Below are 20408 nucleotides of genomic sequence, written 5' to 3'. Positions count from 1 at the left end.
AGCATCCCGATGGCCGATACCGACCGACTGATCATTTGCGAACATTGTGATGCGGTGTACGAGCCGATGGTGCTCGCTGCGCATCAGAAAGCCTCGTGCGTGCGGTGTGGCGCGGTGATTCAGCGCTACAACGGCCTGACCATTGAACAGCGCCTGGCCTTGAGTGTGACGGCAGCGGTGTTGTGGGCTTTCGCCAACATCTATCCAGTGATGAGCATCCGTCTCCAGGGGCTGAGCAACAGCGCGACGCTGTGGGATTCCATCGTGGCCCTGAGCCAGGGCCCCATCACCTTCATCGCCCTGGTGGCCGCGGTGGCGATCATCATTGCCCCGGTCTTTCAGTTGGTATTGCTGATCTGGGTGCTGGCCTACGCCTACGCCAATCAACGGGCGCCGGGGTTCAGTCTGTGCATGCGCAGCCTGGAAGCACTGCGGCCGTGGAGCATGCTGGAGGTGTGCCTGTTGGGTGCGCTGGTGGCGGTGATCAAACTCGCCGGGCTGCTGGACGTGCTGCCGGGCATCGGCCTGTTTGCCCTGGCCGCCCTGAGCCTGCTGATGATCCGCATCGCCGGACGCGATGTGCGCGATTTGTGGGACAACCTATGAACCGCGAACCGTTGCCTCCCCCGCCCTTGGCCCGCGACCTGAACCTGTGCCTGTGCCACAGCTGTGGCCTGGCCTGTGACATGAGCGACGAGCCCGAGACCTGCCCCCGCTGCGACGCCCCGTTGCACCGGCGCAAACCCGACACCCTCACCCGTACCTGGGCCTACATGCTGGCGGCATTGGTGTTCTACATTCCGGCCAACCTGCTGCCGGTGATGAATACCCAGATGCTCGGGGATGGCGCCGACAGCACCATCATCAGTGGCGTCATTGAGTTCTGGCAGGGGGGCGCCTGGGACATCGCCCTGATCATTTTCATCGCCAGCATCGCGGTACCAGGCATCAAGTTCGTGGTACTGACCTTGCTGTTGGTCACCGTGCAGCGACGCAGCACCTGGGCCCAGGTCCAGCGGGCGAAACTGTATCGGCTGGTGGAAGTCATCGGCTACTGGTCGATGCTCGACGTGCTGGTGGTGGCGCTGGTCGCGGCGCTGGTGAAATTCCAGGCACTGAGCGATATCGAGCCGCGACCGGGCATCCTGTTTTTCGGCCTCGTGGTGCTGTTCACCATGCTGTCGGCCATGAGCTTCGACCCGCGCCTGATCTGGGACACCCAACCATCCGAGGAGGCCATGGATGAAGTCGCAAGCCACTGACGGGCAGCAACCGGCACCAGGTCGCGCCCATGTCACCAGCCGCCGCTGGACGGTGTCGCTGGTATGGATAGTGCCAATCATCGCGGTGCTGGTAGGGTTGTCCCTGGTGGTCAACAACTGGCTGCAGGAAGGTCCGACCATCACCATCACCTTCAAGACCGGCCAGGGCCTGACCGCCAACAAGACACCGGTCAAATATCGCAACGTGGTCATCGGCCAGGTCACCGACGTGCAATTGAGCGACGACCAGAAGAACGTCACCGCCACGGTCAAGCTGGCCAAGACGGCGGAGACCTTCACGCACGAGGACTCGGTGTTCTGGGTCGTACGCCCGCGTATCGGAGCCGGCGGAATTTCCGGGATCGATACCCTGCTGTCAGGGGATTTCATCGGGGCCGACGCCGGTCAATCGAAGGTTCGTGCCAAGTCCTTTACCGGCCTGGAAGCCCCGCCACCGATCACCTACGGTGAACCGGGCAAGCGCTTCACCCTGCATTCCCAGGACCTCGGTTCACTGGACATCGGCTCGCCGGTGTACCTGCGCAAGATTCCGGTGGGCCAAGTGGTGTCCTATGCGCTGGATGCCGATGGCAAAGGGGTCAACATCGACGTATTCGTCAATGCGCCCAACGATGTCTACGTCACCGAAAACACCCGGTTCTGGAACGTCAGCGGCGTGGACGTGAACGTCGGTGCCAACGGCTTTGCGGTCAAGACCGAGTCACTCTCGGCGCTGCTGGTGGGCGGCATCGCATTTCGGGCACCGGAATACAGCCCCAACGACAGCCCCGCTAGCGAGGACAAGACGTTCGAGCTGTTTGCCGACCAGCAGAGCGCCCTGGCCCCGCCGGATGGCAAGGCGCAATACCTGGCTTTACGCTTCGATCAGGCTTTGCGCGGATTGCGGGTCGGAGCGCCGGTCGAATTCCTGGGCATCGAAGTGGGCAGGGTCGTAGCTATCAATCTGGATTTCGACGAGAAGCTGCGCAGCTTCCCGGTCAATGTCGGCGTGGTGTTCTACCCTCAGCGCCTGGGCAAGGCCCATGAAAAACTGCTCAAGGCGCTCAATCACAACCCGGATGACGAAGCGGCCGGCGCTCGCCTGATCGGCAGTTTCGTTGAACGCGGCCTGCGTGCCCAGGCCCGTAGCGGCAACCTGCTGACCGGGCAGTTGTACATCTCGCTGGACTTCTACCCCAAGGCCGAAAAAGTCACTTTCGACGCCAACGCCCGCCCGGTCCGTATACCGACCATCCCGGGCAGTCTCCAGCAACTGCAGGAACAACTGCAGGCGATGGTCGAGCGAATCAACAAGCTGCCCCTGGAAAGCGTTGCCAACAACCTGAACGGCAACCTGGTGGAATTGCGCAAAGGCCTGGCCCAGTTCAACAGCAAGACCCTGCCAAGCGTGCAAAACACGCTGCAGGACGTGAGCAAGACCCTGCAATCGGCCAACTCGACCCTGGCCGAAGATTCGCCGCAACGCGAACAACTGACGCAGACCCTGGACGATCTTGGGCGCATGTCGCGTTCGTTGCGCGAGCTGTCCGACTACCTGAGCCGCCATCCCGAATCACTGCTTCGCGGCCGTCCCAAGGATGCACCGGCGCAGAACCTCACATTGCCGGCGAACGAATGACCACAGGAGCACGCCCCATGCCGCTGATGCTGAAACTCCCCCTGGTTGCCTTGGTGCTGCTGCTTGCTGCCTGCCGCGGCGATCCGATCCAGTACCACACCCTGAGCCCGGCTCAACCTGCCGGCCAGCCACGCACGAACATGGACATCCAGCTCGAGCAGGTGAGCGTTCCGCCTCAGGTGGACCGCGCGCAAATGGTCATCCGCCAAGGCAACAGCGGGCTGGCGATCCTGGAAACGCAATGGTGGGGCGCCAGTCTGGCCGATGAACTGCGCAGCAGCCTGGACGAACAACTGAGCAACCCAGGCGCAGCGAAGTTATTGCTGCGGGTGGATGTGCAGCGCTTCGATTCGATCCCCGGCCAATATGCCCGCATGGACGTGCAGTGGCGCCTGCGCGACCTGGGCAACGAAGCCCATACCCTGACCTGCCGTAACAGCCTGCAAACGCCGGCGGGGAGCAGCATCGATGAGCTGGTGACGGCCCATCAGCAAAATGTGCGGCAGTTTGTCGGCCTCGTCGAGCAAGCCGCCACCAAAATGAGATGCCCCTGACCCGAAGGCTCGGGCCGCGTTTGGACGATCTTTCTGTTTTGATCTTTCGTTTGCTACTCGGAAAAACCGCAGCCTCGCTGCGCTCGACAGCGCCTACAAGGGCCAGTGCAGCGACAGCACCGGCGCAATGCGCGGATGGCGGTCGATGCGCTCCAGTAGCTCGTAGAACGGCGGTCGGGCATTCAGCATGGCCTCCCGCGTGTCTTCCCACTTCGTGACCACGGCGGCCAGGATATCCAGCGCTCCCGGCTCGGCACCGCTGAGAAAAGGACGAGCCGCAAACTGGTCGGCAAACAGCGCCCAGTTGCGATGTAGCCGCTGTCGGGTGCCCGACACCAATTGCTGCCGGGTCGCTTCATCCGCGTCGACCAGCCAGCGCTCTGGAAAATCGATGATGCCGATGGGCGTGTAGCAATTGGCGACGATATAGACCAGGCCCCGTATGGCTTGAGCACGTTGGTTCGGATCGTCCGGCAGCAACTTCGATTCAGGAAACACCAACCCTAGGTGGATCAAAATCGCCGCGGCTTCGGTCAGCACCGAACCGTCCGGCAATTGCAAGGTCGGGACCTGCTTCTGAGGGTTCAATGCCTGTAGCTCTTTCGACGCCTCGTTGTCTTCGGTCGAATAGGCATCGACACGGCGATAAGGCACGCCACACAGGCACAGGGCGATCTCCACAGCCGAAGAGCCGGATTGCCTGTAGCCGAATAACTGATACATGAACTTGCCTCCTGCGCTTGGGGGGTAGCCGGTAGAACCCGCGGGCCCGCCAGTGTTCCACCCGGCAGACGACACGCACTCTCCATGGAAGCGAGCCTGCCCGCGATGTCGGCGGATCAGTCAACATCAATATTGCTTGCCAACCGCTCGGCGAGGTATCACCGCCGTCGATATTCACCATCAGGCCAATGAAGTTCTCTTGATTGTCGCTCCGGACAACAATGGCTCCACACCAACCCACTGCATCCCCGGAGCACACCATCATGAAACGCCAAATCATCCTCAGCCTCGCTTTCTCGGTACTGGCAGCCAACGCATTCGCCGCCTCCTCCCACCCGGTCGTTGCCGAAGGTGGTTCTGATCGACTGATCGAAAAACGTGTTGCCGAAGGCGGCTCCGATCGCCTGATCCAGAACCGCGTTGCCGAAGGTGGCTCTGATCGTCTGATCCAGAACCGCGTTGCTGAAGGTGGTTCCGATCGCCTGCAACAGAACCGCGTTGCTGAAGGTGGTTCCGATCGTCTGCAACAGAATCGCGTCGCTGAAGGTGGTTCCGATCGTCTGCAACAGAACCGCGTTGCCGAAGGTGGCTCCGATCGTCTGCAACAGAATCGCGTCGCTGAAGGTGGTTCCGATCGCCTGCAACAGAACCGCGTTGCTGAAGGTGGTTCCGATCGCCTGCAACAGAACCGCGTTGCTGAAGGTGGTTCCGATCGCCTGCAACAGAACCGCGTTGCTGAAGGTGGTTCCGATCGTCTGACTCAGAACCGTGTATGAGTTGTTCAATCCAAATGCGTGACGAAACCCAACTCAATGTGTGGCGAAGGAGCCCCCTCGCCACAATGCTTCAAACACCTCTGGAACCTAACGCATCACCATGAAAGCCCGGCCTTATCCGCCGGGCTTTTTCATTGCCCACCGATTGCCTAGCGTCCCGCAGCCCGCGTCATACAACGCCGGTAACGCTCATCCACTCGCTTGGCGAACCACGCCGTGGTCAGCTTGCGCGTGATTTTCGGGCTCTTGAGCACGATTCCCGGTAACACCGCCCGAGGTAATTGCTTGCCCTCGGCCTTCTCAGCCAATTCGAAGACCCGCTTGTACAGTTTGCTGTCCTCGAACGCCAGGCTGTCGCCCTGCTCCAACTGGTCGCGAATGGTCGGGTTGCGCATCCCCAGCGACCTGCCCAAGGTGCGCACCGCCAACTCGGTGCTGCCTGGCATGATGGAACCATGCAAGATCAAATCGCCGTCCAGAGCCAGGGGAATGCCTGAGGCACGACTCACTGCATGCTGGAATGCCGCGTTGCGGCTGGCGTACCATCCGGCATTGAAATCGGCGAAACGATACAGCGGTTCGGTGTAGCTCACCGGATACCCCAGCAGATGCGCAATACCGAAATACATCCCGCCGCGACGACTGAACACCTCCCGACGAATCGACCCATCCACCGCATAGGGATAATCCCGGGCATTTGCCTGGGCAAACGCGATGCTGACCTGCATCGGCCCTCCGGTGTGCACGGGGTTGAAGCTGCCGAACAGTGTCTTGCCCAAGGGCACCATGCCAATGAAGTCATCGAAAATCGCACTCAACTCCTTCTCGCTGCGCGCGGCATTGAGCCGATCACTGTAGCTTTTGCCATTGGGCGAACGCACCTGGAGGGCGCCGCTGATCAACAGACCCGGAATGTGCATCTTTGCCGCGCGACGATCGATTTCCTGCCGGGCGATCTTGCCCAACCCCGGTACCGCCGGATCAGCCTGGAACGTCGATTCCTGTTCGGTCACCGCCAGGACGGAACAGATATTCTGCGTCGTGGGTGAGATTTGCTGAGCGGCAAAAGCCACGTAGATATCCGTCGCCCAGCCCTCGCGATCCACAGTCTTGGCCGGCAACAACCGCACAATCTGCGCCTTGACCTCGGCAGGCTGGCGTTCCGGTTCCTGGGTCTGACGGCTGCCGCAACCGGCCAGGGTCAACAACGCGGTGAGGCTGATCATCAATCGATTGAGTTGCATGTTGCTCCATCAAGTCTGTTATTGCGCAGCAACCATACGATCAAAAGCCGGTACAGGCTATGTTCTGTTCATCAGAGCCAAAAGGGGTCTTGAGAGCAAAGAAGGCTCGACAGCAGCAAAAAGCTGACGTGAGAGATGGGTGGCCTAACACCATCAGTGTGGGAGCAAGACTCCACAGTAGATTTTGGGTGGGTGTCTGTGGGAGCAAGGCTTGCCCGCGATGACGGCGGCACATCCGACATTGATGCAAGCTGGCCTACCACTATCGCGAGCAAGCTCGCTCCCACAGGGTTGACCGCGGATGCTCACAGTTTTAGTCCACGCCACAAGTCCCATGTGGGAGCGAGCCTGCTCGCGATGACGGCGGCACATCCGACATTGATACCAACTGGCCCCCCACTATCGCGAGCAGGCTCCCACAGGAAATCCAGCGTCGATCAGATCCCGCTTAGCGCCAGATCCATCGCAAAATAGGTGAAGATCAGGTCCGCCCCTGCTCGTTTTATCGCGCCGAGACTTTCTCGCACGACGCGAGCTTCGTCGATGGCGCCGGCCTGGGCGGCGAATTTGATCATCGCGTACTCGCCGCTGACCTGATAGGCCGACAGGGGCAGGTTCGAAGCCTGGCGAATATCGCGGATGATATCCAGGTACGCGCCAGCAGGTTTGACCATCAGTGCATCGGCCCCTTCCTGCTCATCAAGCAAGGACTCGCGCAGTGCTTCGCGGCGGTTCATCGGGTTCATCTGGTAGCTTTTGCGGTCGCCTTTCAAGGCACTGCCGCCCGCCTCGCGGAACGGACCGTAGAGCGCTGAAGCGAACTTGGTTGAATACGCCATGATTGCCGTCTGGCTGAAACCGGCTTCGTCCAGGGCTTTGCGAATGGCCTGGACCTGCCCGTCCATGGCGGCGGACGGCGCGATCACATCAGCCCCGGCACGGGCCGCCGCCACGGCCTGTTTACCCAGGTTGAGCAAGGTCCGGTCATTGTCCACTTCATGCCCGTGAAGCACCCCGCAATGGCCGTGATCGGTGTACTCACAAAAACAGGTGTCAGACATCACGATCATTTCCGGCACCGCGTCCTTGCAGATCCCGGCCATGCGCGACACCAGGCCGCGCTCGCTCCAGGTGTCGCTGCCATCACTGTCCAGGTGATGGGACACGCCAAAGGTCATTACTGACTTGATACCGGCACGGGCATACCGCTCGATCTCACCGGCGAGTTTCGATTCAGGAATGCGCGCCACGCCCGGCATACTCTTGATCGGTACAAAGTCATCGATTTCTTCTTCGACGAAAATCGGCAGCACCAGGTCGTTCAGGGTGAACTCGGTTTCCTGGAACAGACTGCGCAGGCTCGCATTGCGACGCAGACGGCGTGGACGTGCTTCGGGGAACTGACTGGACATGGGACTCCTGAAAAATGGGTGCTCGATCGCAGGGGCCAAAGCTTATGCCCTCACCCGCCTGGGCACAAACGCCGACCGGAAAACAGAGTGTTACCGGCCGGGCAATAATCGGCTTACAAGGTCAGTGAGCCATTGACGCAGGTCACCACCGCACCACCAATCCAGACGTCCTCGCCCACCTGCTCAACATGAATCCGCCCCGCTCGCCCCATGGTCAAGCCCTGGCTGACCACATAGCGCGACGGTGCCAGCCCCTTGGCCAGCATCCACTGGGCCAGCCCGGCGTTCAGGCTGCCGGTGGCAGGATCCTCCGGCATGCCGTCGCCGGCAATGAAACCGCGCACTTCAAATTGCGCCTCATCGCCATCCACGGCCGGTTCCCACGGCGCGATGACGCCCACGGCCAGATCCCGCAACTGCTGGTAATCGGGCTTGAGTGCCAACACTTGCTGGCGATTCTTGAGCATCAATGCCAGCCAGCCGGCACCATTATCAACCCACTGCGTCTCGACAATCGCCTCGGCCTGCAACCCCAGTCCCTTGCGCACTCGCTCCAGCACTTGAGCCTCCAGCGGGCCGGACTTGAGCAAGGGCGGCGCCTGAAAAGCCAACCCGAAATCGCTGCGGCGAATTCTTACCAGGCCAACGCCACATTCCTGCACGATCTGCGGCCCTTTCGGCACGCCTCCGGCCTCCAGCCAGGCATGGCAGCTGCCCAAAGTCGGATGACCGGCAAACGGCAGTTCAGTCGAGGTGGTGAAAATGCGCACCCGGTAATCCGCCTCCGGATGCTGCGGCGCCAGCAGGAAAGTGGTTTCGCTGAGGTTGGTCCAGTTGGCAAAAGCGGCCATGCGCTCGTCACTGATCTCGTCCGCCCCGAGCACCACCGCCAGCGGATTCCCCTTGAGCGGCACTTCGCTGAACACGTCCAATTGCTTGAAATTGAAACAGCTCGTCATCAGTCCACTCATTCCGGAATTTTCAACCCGCGTGCCACTGCCGGCCGCGCCAGGAAACGCTCCAACACCCGCGTTACATTCGGGAAATTCTGGATACCCACCAGATCCCCCGCTTCATAAAAACCGATCAAGTTGCGCACCCAGGGAAACGTGGCGATATCGGCGATGGTGTAGCGCTCGCCCATGATCCAGTCCCGGCCTTCAAGACGACCATCAAGCACCTTGAGCAGGCGCTTGCTTTCCTCGACGTAACGATCACGAGGTCGCTTGTCTTCATAGTCCTTGCCCGCAAACTTGTTGAAGAAACCCAACTGCCCGAACATCGGCCCGATCCCGCCCATCTGGAACATCAGCCACTGAATCGTCTCGTAGCGCGCCGCCGACTCCTGGGCCAGCAACTGCCCGCTCTTGTCCGCCAGATAAATCAGAATCGCCCCCGACTCGAACAACGCCAACGGCTGATCTCCCGGCCCATGAGGGTCGAGAATCGCCGGGATCTTGTTGTTGGGGTTCAAGGAGAGGAACTCCGGGGATAGCTGGTCATTGCTGCCGAAGTCCACTTTGTGGGGTTCGTAGGGCAGGCCGATTTCTTCCAGCATGATCGAGACTTTCACGCCGTTGGGGGTCGGCAGGGAGTAGAGCTGGATCCACTCCGGGAACTGGGCGGGCCATTTTTGGGTGATGGGGAATGGGGTTAGGTTGGGCATGGGAGCGGACTCCAGAGGGGGAAGAAAAAAGCGGAGCATAGTTCAGAATGATTGCCGTGACATCAGGAAAGCATCTACATGAACCACCCCGCTGCAAGCAGGCCTAACTTCCCATACGACCACAACTTACTCATCCACATTTTTTATAGATTCCAGCCATAGAAAAAAATAATCTTTCTGCAGCTGAGGATCACTCACTATATCCCGATCCTCATAATCAAATATATTAACTAGATCTGCTCTCGATGCACGCTTACCTAGAACATGCTCATAAGCCGCTATTCCTGATGACATTTGCGAGGACATACTTGAAGGACGCACACTAAGCTTGGCTCCTTTGCACAAAAATTTTATATCCGTATGCTCCTTAATAATTTTCCCTAGACACTCATACACATCCGCTCCCGAGTATTTCTTTGACCAGCCACTTTTAAAAGTCAGCAGAATAGTGGATTTTTGTGCGTTCACGTCCAGCACCACCTCTTCCCTCTGGCCATCTTTAATAACTGGAACAAGCTGTCTTTTCATGTGTTATTTCCTCTGGGGGTTGGGCAAAGAATACCCTACGTAGGAACCATCTCTTTTAAGCGGCGTAACGCCAATAATATCTTCCGTTCTTACTCGATCTGGAATTGCAATCTCATACTCATAGCTATAGGGAACGTCCTCTGGCGGTAGCTCCTTATTAACATCACGCCCAGGAATTTTTTTCAGAACATACAGATACCCTTTCCGCGTTCCATATTTTGTTCCAAAATCAAGCCCCACTTCAACGCTAGTTGTTGTGCTGACAAAATTACTCGGTGGATTTCTGTTATCCCAAATATGAAGCAGTAGGTCAGTACTTTTTCCCAAGCTCATAAAACCTTCTTTAAAAATGACCTCCGGCCCCCTCAAATCTCCACGATAAAGGTAGGTAGGTTTGGGTAGCGATTTTTCACCCTCATCCACCCCAACCTTAGCCGCCGGATCCTGACTACCAACCGCCGACCTGCACCCACCCTTCCCCGGACAATCCACCAACCCCAACGGATCCACCCACCCCGTCGGGTTCAGGGTGTAGCGATACCCGTTGAGGCCACCCGCCAGTTTGCTCGGGTCAGGCGTCAGGTAGCGGCCGGTTTCCGGATTGTAGTAGCGGTGCCGGTTGTAGTGCAGGCCGCTTTCGGGGTCGAAGTATTGGCCCTGGAAGCGCAACGGTTGTTCCAGCTGTTCGCCGCCGCCGTGGACCAGTTCGGTGGTTTTGCCGTAGCCGCTGTAGCGTGCCGACCAGACGATGGTGCCGCCGTAGTTGGTCAGTTCCTGGGGCGTGCCCAGGTGGTCGAGGTGGTAGTAGAACGGGCAGGCGTTCGGGCCTTTGCCGTCGAGCAGGGCCAGTGGGCGGAAGGTGCCCGGTTCGTAGACGTAGCTGCGGTGGTGGCGCGGGCTGCTTTCGGCGACGACCTGGTCGCCCTGCCAGAAAAATTCCGTGGTCAGGCCGTCCACGGTCTTGCTGATGCGTCGGCCGAAGGCGTCGTAGCGGTAGGACGTTTCGCGCCCGTGCGCCGTGGTGACGCCGATCAGTCGGTGTTGGCTGTCGTAGCGGTATTCGCTGACGAGGCACTGGGCCTTGCCGCGCCGTTCGCGGATCAGGTTGCCGAAGGCGTCGTAGTCGTAGTGGCGGTCGCCCTCCATCAGCAGGCGGTTGCCCTTGAGGCGGGTGGGGCCGGGGCGGTCCTGCATCAGCAGGTTGCCGCCCGGGTCGTGGGCGAAGTGTTCCGGCGGCTCGCTGTGGGAATAGTCGATGCCGATCAGGCGATCCAGCGGGTCGTATTGGTAATGGCGGCGGTTGCGCTTGTCGGAAATGGACTGCAGGTTGCCATTGGCGCTGTAGGCATAATCGCGCCAGAACAGTTGCTGCTGGTTCTGCCACACCGTCTGGGCCTTGAGCCGGCCCTGTTCGTCGTAGTCGTACTGGCTGAGCAGCAGGCCTTGGCGGCGCTGGCGTTCGCGCCCGCCACTGAGCTGGTGTTCGGTGAGGCGCGAGCCGTTCAGGTCGATGGCCGTCAGCGCGCCGCCTCGGGCGTGGTGGTAGTCGAGCTGGCTGTTGTCCGGCAGGCGCAGGTGGTTGAGGCGCCCGCAGGCGTCGTAGCGATAACGCAGGGTGCCCCAGCCCTGGTGTTCGCTGATCAGCCGGTCCTGGGCGTCGTATTCGAAGGCCAGCGGGTGATCGGTGCCGTCGTTGACGTGGACCAGCCGGCCCAGCCCGTCGTAGCGGTATTCGATGGCCTGGCCGTCGGGCAAGGTCTTGACCAGCAGCCGCCCGGCCCCGTCGCGCTGGTAGCGGGTGACCCATTGGGCGCCGTCCGCGCCGTGCTCGGTTTTCTCCAGCAGGTGGCCATTGAGGTCGTAGGCGTAGGCGGTGCGTTGGCCGTCAAAGCCGATCTGCTGTCGGATCAATCCGTTCGGCGTGTAGTCCAGCTGATATTTTTCGCCGGATTCGTTTTCGATTTCAGTCAGCAACAGCCGCGCCGAGTCGTAGCGATACTTCAGTTCGCTGCCGTCGGGGTTGAGCCGACGGCTGATCAGGTGCAGGTCCTCGGCGTATTCATAGCGGGTGGTCCGCCCCAGCTCATCGCGCTCGGCGGTGACCTTGCCGTAGGCGTTGTAGTGCCAGGCGCGGGTCGCACCACCCGGCAAGGTGGTTTCGAGCAGGCGGCCCACCGCGTCCCACTGGTAGTGCGTGAGGGCGCCGTGTTCGTCCTGGCGGGTCAGCAAACGCCCCAGGGCGTCGTAGGAAAAACACCGGCGCCCCGTGTCGGGCAGGGTTTCTTCGGTCAGTTGGCCCAGCTGATTGCGGGTAAACCGATGCTCGCCACCGTCGGGGTAACGGATCGCCAGCAATTGTCCTTGGGCGTCGTAGTCATAGCCGGTGCTCTGGCCGTGCGGATCGATGGCCTCGATTACATCGCCCTGGGTGTTGCGCCGGTATTGCCACACGGCTTTGCCGCGCGAGCGGGCGTGCAGGAAACCGTGGCGGTATTCGTAGGACGTCGGTTCCTCGTCCGGCGGAATCAGCGCCACCAGCCGTCCGGCTTCGTCGTAGCGGTATTCGGTGACGGCGCCCAGCGGGTCCTGTTCGGCGATCAGCCGGCCCTGGGGGTCATAGGCCTTGAGGTGCTCGCCGCCATCGGGCTCGACCTTGCGCACCAGCCGTGCCCGCTCGTCGTGGACGTACACTTCCTGACTGCCATCCAGGTGCTGGACCGTGACCTGCCCGTCCTCGCCCCAGGTGTAGCGGCTGTCCATCTGCGCAAACGAGGCCCAGTGCCGCACGCAGCGGGCTGCGCGGCCTGCCCCTTGCCATTCCCAGAAGAAACTCGCGCCGCCGGCCAGTTGCCGTTGCAGGATGACGTGCTGGTCGTCGTAGTCGTAGCGTTCGCTTTCGCCGGCGGCGTTGGTGGCTTCGATCAGTCGCCAGCGGGCGTCGTAGCGGTAAGCCACCAGGGTCTGTTCGGTGCGCCAGGCGTCGTCCAGGGTCAGGGCCGGGTGGAAGCTCTGGTAGTCGATGGCGACCAGGTGACGCTGCGCGTAACGCAAGCGCAGGGCGCGTCCGGCGCCGTTGTCCAGGCGGCTGATGTCGCCGTGGATGTTGCGCTTGATCGTCAGGCGGTTGGCGTAGCGGTCGCTGAGGACGGTCAGATGGCCGTCGCGAAAGTGTAGGAACAGCGCACCTTCGCCGGACTGGGCGATGATCAGTTCGTCCGGCTCGGCCCCCCGGTAAATCGCTGCGCGGGCCAGGCTGTTGTGGATCGCCGGGCGTTGCTCGCTGGGCAGCGGAAACGTCGTACGGCGGTTTTCCTGGTCGATCCAGATGACCTGCTCGCCTTCAAGCAACAGGCGATGCGCCAGGGCATGGCTCCAGCCGCGGCCCAGGCCGATGTCCAGGTCCACCGCGCTGGTGCGGTACAAGCGGGTGAAGACAAACGGCAGTCGGCCATCGAGGGTGCCGTCGTCCAGGGTCAGCAGCTCCTCGCCGGTGACCATCGACACCGGGCAGCCGCTGGTCTGGGTCAGGGCCGCGGTGTCGGCGCTGTCACCGTTGGGGTTTTTCGATTGGTTGGGGGCGTCGTCGTGGGGTTCGTGTTCGCTCAGGCGTGTAGAAGGCTGGGATTTTTCCCGCGCCACGGCGGCCGGATTGCTCACGGACACTGGCGGCGAATTCTCAGGGGTAATGTGCAAAGGTCCGACAGGCGTCGGTTTTAAAGGCGCACGCTGACTGACCACCAATGGTTTGAGCACATCGGCATGTTGATCGAGCCGGTCGGGGGTGAGTTGGCCCAATCTCAGGCTCGACGCCAGCAACCACTTCCGGGCCCGCTCCGAGCGGACCCGGCCCAGCACCTTACCGCTCATGCGCAGACCCAGGCCCAGCCCCCCGGTCAAACGCATCAGCAGGAAGTTGATCAGCACCGAGGCGCGCATCTCGCCCACGACTTCAGCGACGTGCTGGGGCGGCAACATCCGTAGCCAACTGGCGAAGGCCGCCATATGCACGAAGAGCAACGGCTCGTCGCTCAACACCATCAACCCTTTGGCGATTGCCTCGGAGGACGCCTTCAGTAGCTGCTCAAGCTCGGCTTGAGTCAGGTACTCCAACAACTTCTCGCTGTTGGCCTGCAGGTCCGCCAGCAGTTCGAAGACCTGTTTGACGTCGTCCCACAACTGATGCAGGGCGTTTGTGAACCCGCGCCAATCAGCTTGCTGCAATGCGCTGTAGCGCTCGAGAAATCCGCTGTCGGAAAACTCCAACCACAGCGGTTGAAATTCATCCCACTCCGCTTGCAGCCAACCTTCCAGTTGAGCAATCACGTCACGGTAGGACGCGTACAGCGCCTTGACATGCTCGGCCGTCACATGGGGAAAAAAGGTGATGCGATAACGCTGGCCCCGCCAGCAGTCGGGGACTTCCAGAATGCCGCTGGGGCCGATCACGTGATGAACCGGTTCGCCGAAGGTTTCTTTCCCCGGCTCGCCCCCGGTGATCGGTTCCAGCATCACCGGTGTGTCGCCAATCGGCACGAAGCGCGCCGCCTGGAACATGTGCACCAGCGTCAGCGGCCCCTCCGCCGGACAAGCGACCACCGTGGCGCTGACAGGTTGATCAAGCTCCTTCGGTGCCGCCAGGGACACTTCGTTGCCGACCTTGAACACCTGCTCGATATCCAGCGCCCAGCCGGTCCAGAAACTTTCAGCCCAGGCGTCGTAGTCGTTCAGGCAAGTGCGGAAGTCCGCCAGCACCGCTTCGATGTCCGGCTGCTCGGGGTCCATGGCCGCAATCACCAGCGAGCCGATGACGTTGTTCAAAGCCAGGAGTTTGTCGGGGGCGAACATGCGGGAATCTCGCGGTGCGGGGACGGACGCGAGACTTTGCCGAGGACGGCAGGGAAAATAAGTCAGAGGAGGAGACGGCAGGTGTAAGGCGATTCTTTAAATACAAAACCCAAATGAACGCGTCACGAAACTCGCACGCCCCATTCTTAAATCCGCAACATCCTGTCGCTAACATTCGCCCTACCTCCTGGCAGGAGGCCTTACAGTGCACGGAATCGGTCGGTATCGAACCAAAGGGCGCCAGAAGACTCTGAGCAATGCCCCGAGAAATCGAAGCGGCATCACGACAAGGAAAACACCGGAAGCCAAAAACTTCCTGGTGCCCAGGTTTGTCAGCCTGACTTGAGAGAGCCGAAGAATATTATTCAATGATGAACCCACTGAATTTCGCCAAACGCTTCAAGCGCCGACCGTGGCTGATGTTGCCTACGCTGCTTGTCGCTTGTGGCCTGGCGCTGTTGCTGGAGTCGAGCGTCAGTCGCGCCCAACCGGCCGACGGTATCCAGACCTTGGTGTTCCTGCGCCACGCCGAGAAACCCGCCGGCGGCCTGGGCCAGCTCAATTGCCAGGGGCTGAATCGCGCCATCGACCTGGCCACCCTGCTACCGGAGAAATTCGGCAAGGCCGACTATGTGTTCGCGGCCAACCCTACCCGCAACGTCGAAGAGGGCGAGCTGGATAATTCCTACAGCTACATCCGCCCACTGATGACCATCAGCCCCAGCGCCATCAAACTCGGGCTGCCGGTAAACATCGAGTATTCAGCCAATGACACCAGCGACCTGGCTGACGAACTGCTGCACGACAAGTACCACAACTCGATCATCTACACCGCTTGGTCGCACGGCTACCTGCCGGAGCTGATCAACCAGGTCGCCAGCGACGCGATGGGCAAGAAGCAGACGATTACCGATGATTGGGAATCGGGGGATTTCGATTCGCTGTACGTGCTGACCCTGACGTGGCACAACGGCAAGGCCAGTCTCACCAGCCAGAACTACAAGCAAGGCCTGGACAACGGGCAGGAAACTTGTCCGACATAGGCTGCGGACATTACTTTCGACAATACTTCCTCAATCACCGCCACTGGTCCCCACCGTTATCGCGAGCAGGCTCGCTCCCACAGGGGATTGGCGGTGGGCAGCGATCACCCTTTGCGGGCCGCTCGCTCACGCAGATACTCCAGCACCGCCACCTGCTCACCCGCGAACTCGATCCGCCCGCCCTTCTTCTCGCGCTGGAACACGTACATCGGGTCGTAATACTCACGCAACAGGCCTTCGATCCAGCCACGATGCAAGTCGACGGCGCCGCTGGTCGCCTGCTCGGCCAGGGCCGCTTCCATGATTTGGAGCAAACGTCGATGGCGGTCGCCACCCAGGCGCTTATGGATGTTATTGAGGCTTGCCAGCAACCGCTCGCAAAACAGCGAGAACCCTTCATCGCCATGGACTGCGACAAATTCGCCGCACAGGTTGATGACGTAATCGCGCAGAATCCGCTCGACCCGCCGCTCCAGGCTGTCCTCAAGCCAGACCATCGGAACCTGTTGCATGCGCTGGTACAAAGACAGCGGCAAGGCGCAACTGCCGACCATGCGGCTTTCATCTTCCAGCACGAACTGTTCGATACCAGCGGCACGTTTTTTCAGCACATCCACGGCCAGCAGGTTCTCGAAATCGATATTGGAAGGCTGCCCGGTGGCGCGCTTGCCGAAGCTCGAACCGCGATGGTTGGCGTAACCTTCCAGATCCAGGCTGTTGCCCAGTTGAGTCAGCACTTCTGTCTTGCCGGTGCCGGTCATGCCGCCCAGCAACACCAGGTCGCATTGGGCAACCGCCTGCTCGACGGTGTCGAGCAGGAATGTACGCATGGCCTTGTAGCCGCCGCCGACCCTGGGATAGTCAATGCCCGCCTCGTCCTTGAGCCATTGCTGGACGATCTGTGAGCGCAAGCCACCTCTAAAGCAATACAGCACACCGTCAGGATGGGCCGTTGCGAACTCGGCCCAGGCCTGGATGCGTTGCGCCTTGGTGTCGCCGGACACCAATTGGTGCCCCAGGACAATGGCCGCCTGCTGGCCCTGCTGCTTGTAGCAAGTACCGACCCGTTGCCGTTCGATGTCGGTCATCAACGGCAGATTGACCACGCCGGGGAATGCGCCCTTGAGAAATTCGACGGGGGCACGGGTGTCCATCATCGGTCGGTCATTGAGAAAAATGTCGCGGTAATCGGTGATGTCATGGGTCATCAAGACACCTCGACCGCGTAGGTCTGTCGCTCGACCAGTTCACCGATCGGCTCCAGTGCAAACCCCAGTTCAGCGGCGACCGCCAGAAACGCTTCGTTGCCCTCGGGCGTGACGGCGATCAGCAGTCCGCCGCTGGTCTGCGGGTCGCACAGCACTCGCTTGTGCAGTTCCTGCACGCGCCCAACCTTGCTGGCGTAGCTGTCGTAGTTGCGCAACGTACCGCCCGGCACGCAGCCTTGGTCGAGGTAATACTCGACGCCCGGCAGACGCGGCACCGCGTCGTAGCGGATACGCGCCGTCAACTGGCTGCCATCGGCCATTTCCACCAAATGCCCGAGCAGGCCGAAACCGGTGACGTCGGTCATCGCCGCCACGCCGTCGAGCTTGCCGAAGCGGCTGCCCGGCTTGTTGAGGGTGCACATCCAGTCGCGGGCCAGGCCAACATCGGCGGCGCGCAGCTTGCCTTTCTTTTCCGCGGTGGTGAGGATGCCGATGCCCAAGGGCTTGGTCAGGTACAGGCGGCAACCGGCGGTGGCGGTGTCGTTGCGCTTCATATGACGCTTTTGCACCAGGCCCGTGACCGCCAGGCCGAAAATCGGCTCGGGCGCGTCGATCGAATGGCCGCCCGCCAGGGGAATGCCTGCTTCGTCACATACCGAACGACCGCCGCGAATCACTTCGCGAGCGATTTCCGGGGCCAGTACATTGACCGGCCAGCCGAGAATCGCAATCGCCATCAACGGATCACCGCCCATGGCGTAGATGTCGCTGATGGCATTGGTGGCGGCGATGCGACCGAAATCAAAAGGATCGTCGACAATCGGCATGAAGAAATCGGTGGTAGAGACCACCCCGCGCTCCTCGTCGATGGCGTATACCGCAGCGTCGTCCCGGGAGGCATTGCCAACCCACAACTTGGGGTCAAGGTTCTGCGCACCGCTGCCGGCCAGGATCACTTCCAGCACCTGTGGCGAAATCTTGCAGCCGCAACCGGCGCCGTGGCTGTACTGGGTCAGGCGAATCGGCTCGCTCATGGGCATACCTCTCGTAAGTCAAGGTGGGCGATTCTAGCAGCAACGCCGCCGGTTCAGTGCCGGCGCGAACCCATTGAATTTTCCCCCACCAGAGGAATCACTAGAAGACCAGCCGAGCATTCATCCCAGGAGACCGCCGATGTCCCTCGCCCCCGCTGCCGACGACAGCACCGACCTTAAGTATGGCCTCGACACGCTGTTTGGTCGCCAGACCCAAAGCGTCGATTGCCGCTACGATGTCCAACGCCTGGATGACGGTGAACCGGTGTGGTTCGCCCTGCACGTTCAGCCACCGCTGCCGGATGATCTGGAAAAAGCCCAGATCGTGGTCTTCAGCACCGAAGGCCGGCACATTGGCGGTATTGTCCGGCTTGCCAAGCGTCTGGACGATGGCAGCCTGCGACTGGAAGTCGAGCCCGACTGAGGTTCTCAGGCCTGCCGTGCACTGCTGCGATACATGAATACCAGCGCCAGCGCCAGGCAGGCCATTGCCAGGACCCGACTCCCGGACAACTCAATAGCGGGGTTGCCCAACCAGCCGAAATTGTCGATCAGCATGCCCATGGCCAACTGCCCGAGGATCACTGCCACGGTCGCCACGGCGGTGCCGACCCTTGGCACCGCGCCGACCATGACCATCATGTACACCACACCAAACAAGGCACCGCCAAGTTGCCATTTCGGCACGTCCAGCAGGCTGAGGGCGTGAGCGGGTTCAAAAAACACGATCAGTAACCCGGTGACCACCGTGCCCACCACGAATGTCAGCAGACTGCTGCGCAGCACACCGACCGTCTGGCCCAGGCGACCGTTGATGGCCGCCTGCACGCTCAACACCGCACCGGCAACAACGACCAGCAGCAATAGCAAAAACAGATTCATATTCAACCTCGGGCAATCAGGACAAGGGCTACGACGATCAGCGCCAAGGCGAGCCAGCGCTCGCCGTTGACCCGCTTGCGGGTTGCACCGAACCAGCCGAAGTGGTCGATCAGCACGCTTTTACCCACTTGCCCGGAAAGGATTGCGACCATGGTCATGGCAATGCCGATGTGGGGCGTGGCAAGCGTCAGCACGACCACGTAGATCGGCCCCAGGAAACCGCCGATCAATTGCCAGCGCGGCAACTCATTCAAGGCGGGGCCTTGTTGCGGACCACTGAGCAGCAACAGCAGAAACAGAATCGCCGAACCGACGCCGAATATGCTCAGGGTTGCCCAGAGATGCCCCACTTGAACCCCCAGCGGCCCCAGCAGACCGGCCTCTACCGACAGGCCCATGCCAGCCAGGATCACCAGGGGCAGCAACAGCCAGCGCAAAAGCGCTCGTGGTTTGGAGGCAGCCGCCGGGGCGGCGGCGTTGAGTGAAGACGCTTGCATGATCAGAACCTCTGAGAAGAACAATGAGCGGGATTATCGGCTGGCGCAGCTGTGCGATAAATGGGAGCATCCAGACAACACTTTTGCGCAACTCGCACAGCGGAGCAGTCCATGCACGGTCTCAATGAACTCGGCTTCAAGGCCCTGCGGTTGTTTGTCGCCGTGCTCGACCACGGCAGCTTCTCGGAGGTGGCCCGGCGCGAAGGCCTGGCGCCGTCGTCGATTTCCCGGCAGATCCAGTTGATGGAACAGGCCCTCAACCAGCAGTTGTTGTATCGACACACCCGCGCTGTTTCGCCCACTGAAGCCGGCCGCCTGCTGGGTCATCATGCACGCCTGTTGCTGGTGCAACTCGAAGAAGCCGAACAGGCGCTGCAGGAACAACACAGTGAACCGGCTGGACTGGTGCGGATCAATGCCCCGGTGGTGTTCGGCCAGCGCCATCTGACGCCGTGGCTGGGGTCATTGTGTGAGCGCTACCCGAAGCTGCAACTGGACATCCAGCAAACCGACAGCTACGTCGACCCGCTGCAGGAAGGCGCGGACCTGCTGTTTCGCATCGGCCCGCTGCACGATTCAGGCATGCAGGCGCGAATCCTCGCCCCGCACCGCTTTCAGATCGCCGCCAGCCCCGCGTACCTGGCGCGTTGCGGCACACCGCTCAAACCCCAGGATCTGGCGAACCATCAGTGTCTGGCCTACAAAGGCGTGGCCGGCCAGCAACGCTGGTTTTTCCGCCGTCCGGGTCAGGCCTGGACACCCTACAGCGTCAAAGGGCCGATCACCGGCAACCATGCCGACACCCTGACCCAGGCGGCCGAACAAGGCCTGGGGCTGGTGATGTTTCCGTCGTGGCTGATCGGCGAAGCCGTGCGCAACGGCACCCTGGTGCCGGTATTGCGCGACTACGAAGCCTCCAACAGCCTTGAGCCCCAGCAGATCGCCATTCTCTGGCCGGGCAGCCGACGTCTGTCGGTGAAAGTGCGTACCGTGATCGACTTTTTCCTACAGTGTTTTGGCGAAGTACCTTACTGGGATCGCTGAAACTGCGAGGTCGGTGCTAACGTGTCGGCCCGTCGCCTGACAAGGATAACC

Annotated in this window: 19 protein-coding genes; 8 read left to right on the top strand and 11 right to left on the bottom strand. The window is 61.0% G+C overall.

Annotated elements, in window-relative coordinates; translation table 11 throughout:
• The first annotated feature begins 9 nt into the window (after positions 1–9).
• The 4 genes from HQ912_RS11075 to HQ912_RS11060 are packed head-to-tail and all read left to right on the top strand — an operon-like array spanning position 10 to position 3455.
• Positions 10–606, top strand: a complete 597-nt coding sequence (locus tag HQ912_RS11075) for a paraquat-inducible protein A (RefSeq protein ID WP_047227759.1) — start codon at positions 10–12, stop codon at positions 604–606.
• Positions 603–1262 carry a paraquat-inducible protein A gene (locus tag HQ912_RS11070; RefSeq protein ID WP_047227758.1) on the top strand — a complete coding sequence of 220 codons (660 nt, stop codon included), beginning with the start codon at positions 603–605 and terminating at the stop codon, positions 1260–1262. The genes HQ912_RS11075 and HQ912_RS11070 overlap by 4 nt, the downstream gene beginning before the upstream one ends.
• Positions 1243–2901 carry an intermembrane transport protein PqiB gene (locus tag HQ912_RS11065; protein ID WP_107322626.1) on the top strand — a complete coding sequence of 553 codons (1659 nt, stop codon included), beginning with the start codon at positions 1243–1245 and terminating at the stop codon, positions 2899–2901. Before HQ912_RS11070 ends, HQ912_RS11065 begins: the two co-directional genes overlap by 20 nt.
• 17 nt (positions 2902–2918) lie before the next feature.
• On the top strand, positions 2919–3455 hold the full coding sequence (locus HQ912_RS11060; RefSeq protein ID WP_160894136.1) for a membrane integrity-associated transporter subunit PqiC: 537 nt from the start codon (positions 2919–2921) through the stop codon (positions 3453–3455).
• Between the two features lie 93 nt (positions 3456–3548).
• Here HQ912_RS11060 and HQ912_RS11055 read toward each other — a convergent pair whose 3' ends face one another.
• Entirely contained in the window at positions 3549–4178 is a 630-nt protein-coding gene (locus tag HQ912_RS11055) for a glutathione S-transferase family protein (protein WP_160894134.1), read from the bottom strand.
• A 263-nt stretch (positions 4179–4441) separates the two neighbouring features.
• Between HQ912_RS11055 and HQ912_RS11050 the strand changes: the two genes are divergently transcribed.
• Positions 4442–4954 (top strand): phage infection protein, encoded by a 513-nt coding sequence (locus tag HQ912_RS11050; protein WP_107322624.1) that lies wholly within the window; start codon positions 4442–4444, stop codon positions 4952–4954.
• A gap of 149 nt (positions 4955–5103) precedes the next feature.
• Here HQ912_RS11050 and HQ912_RS11045 read toward each other — a convergent pair whose 3' ends face one another.
• From HQ912_RS11045 to HQ912_RS11020, 6 genes are all read right to left on the bottom strand, one after another.
• Positions 5104–6198 (bottom strand): DUF1615 domain-containing protein, encoded by a 1095-nt coding sequence (locus tag HQ912_RS11045; protein ID WP_076383998.1) that lies wholly within the window; start codon positions 6196–6198, stop codon positions 5104–5106.
• A 437-nt stretch (positions 6199–6635) separates the two neighbouring features.
• On the bottom strand, positions 6636–7610 hold the full coding sequence (hemB, locus tag HQ912_RS11040; protein WP_076383997.1) for a porphobilinogen synthase: 975 nt from the start codon (positions 7608–7610) through the stop codon (positions 6636–6638).
• 113 nt (positions 7611–7723) lie between these two features.
• Positions 7724–8569 (bottom strand): PhzF family phenazine biosynthesis protein, encoded by an 846-nt coding sequence (locus HQ912_RS11035; protein WP_076383996.1) that lies wholly within the window; start codon positions 8567–8569, stop codon positions 7724–7726.
• A gap of 8 nt (positions 8570–8577) precedes the next feature.
• Positions 8578–9276 carry a glutathione binding-like protein gene (locus HQ912_RS11030; RefSeq protein ID WP_076383995.1) on the bottom strand — a complete coding sequence of 233 codons (699 nt, stop codon included), beginning with the start codon at positions 9274–9276 and terminating at the stop codon, positions 8578–8580.
• A gap of 126 nt (positions 9277–9402) precedes the next feature.
• Positions 9403–9804, bottom strand: a complete 402-nt coding sequence (locus tag HQ912_RS11025; RefSeq protein WP_107322621.1) for a hypothetical protein — start codon at positions 9802–9804, stop codon at positions 9403–9405.
• 3 nt (positions 9805–9807) lie between these two features.
• Positions 9808–14649, bottom strand: a complete 4842-nt coding sequence (locus HQ912_RS11020) for an RHS repeat-associated core domain-containing protein (protein WP_173406775.1) — start codon at positions 14647–14649, stop codon at positions 9808–9810.
• A 368-nt stretch (positions 14650–15017) separates the two neighbouring features.
• On the opposite strand from HQ912_RS11020, the gene HQ912_RS11015 reads away from it, so the two are divergent.
• Positions 15018–15692: a histidine phosphatase family protein gene (locus HQ912_RS11015; protein ID WP_173406774.1), complete on the top strand. Its 675-nt coding sequence runs from the start codon at positions 15018–15020 to the stop codon at positions 15690–15692.
• Between the two features lie 104 nt (positions 15693–15796).
• Here HQ912_RS11015 and mnmH read toward each other — a convergent pair whose 3' ends face one another.
• The gene (mnmH, locus tag HQ912_RS11010; protein WP_076383992.1) at positions 15797–16900 is read right to left on the bottom strand and encodes a tRNA 2-selenouridine(34) synthase MnmH; all 1104 of its coding nucleotides are present in this window, start codon (positions 16898–16900) and stop codon (positions 15797–15799) included.
• Positions 16900–17934, bottom strand: coding sequence for a selenide, water dikinase SelD (gene selD, locus HQ912_RS11005; protein ID WP_047228441.1), 1035 nt, complete (start codon positions 17932–17934; stop codon positions 16900–16902). Before selD ends, mnmH begins: the two co-directional genes overlap by 1 nt.
• Before the next feature lie 139 nt (positions 17935–18073).
• Between selD and HQ912_RS11000 the strand changes: the two genes are divergently transcribed.
• Positions 18074–18358 carry a hypothetical protein gene (locus HQ912_RS11000; protein ID WP_076383991.1) on the top strand — a complete coding sequence of 95 codons (285 nt, stop codon included), beginning with the start codon at positions 18074–18076 and terminating at the stop codon, positions 18356–18358.
• Between the two features lie 5 nt (positions 18359–18363).
• On the opposite strand, the gene HQ912_RS10995 is transcribed toward HQ912_RS11000, so the two are convergent.
• Entirely contained in the window at positions 18364–18816 is a 453-nt protein-coding gene (locus HQ912_RS10995; RefSeq protein ID WP_076383990.1) for a DMT family transporter, read from the bottom strand.
• A gap of 2 nt (positions 18817–18818) precedes the next feature.
• Positions 18819–19313, bottom strand: a complete 495-nt coding sequence (locus tag HQ912_RS10990; protein ID WP_047228444.1) for a DMT family transporter — start codon at positions 19311–19313, stop codon at positions 18819–18821.
• A 111-nt stretch (positions 19314–19424) separates the two neighbouring features.
• On the opposite strand from HQ912_RS10990, the gene HQ912_RS10985 reads away from it, so the two are divergent.
• Positions 19425–20357, top strand: coding sequence for a LysR family transcriptional regulator (locus HQ912_RS10985; RefSeq protein WP_047228445.1), 933 nt, complete (start codon positions 19425–19427; stop codon positions 20355–20357).
• Positions 20358–20408 lie beyond the last annotated feature (51 nt).

Origin of the sequence: Pseudomonas sp. MPDS, assembly GCF_013283895.1 — a bacterium.
Classification (GTDB): domain Bacteria; phylum Pseudomonadota; class Gammaproteobacteria; order Pseudomonadales; family Pseudomonadaceae; genus Aquipseudomonas; species Aquipseudomonas rhizophila.
Note: the sequence above shows the minus strand (reverse complement) of the source record. Positions and strands in the feature narration are given on the sequence as shown.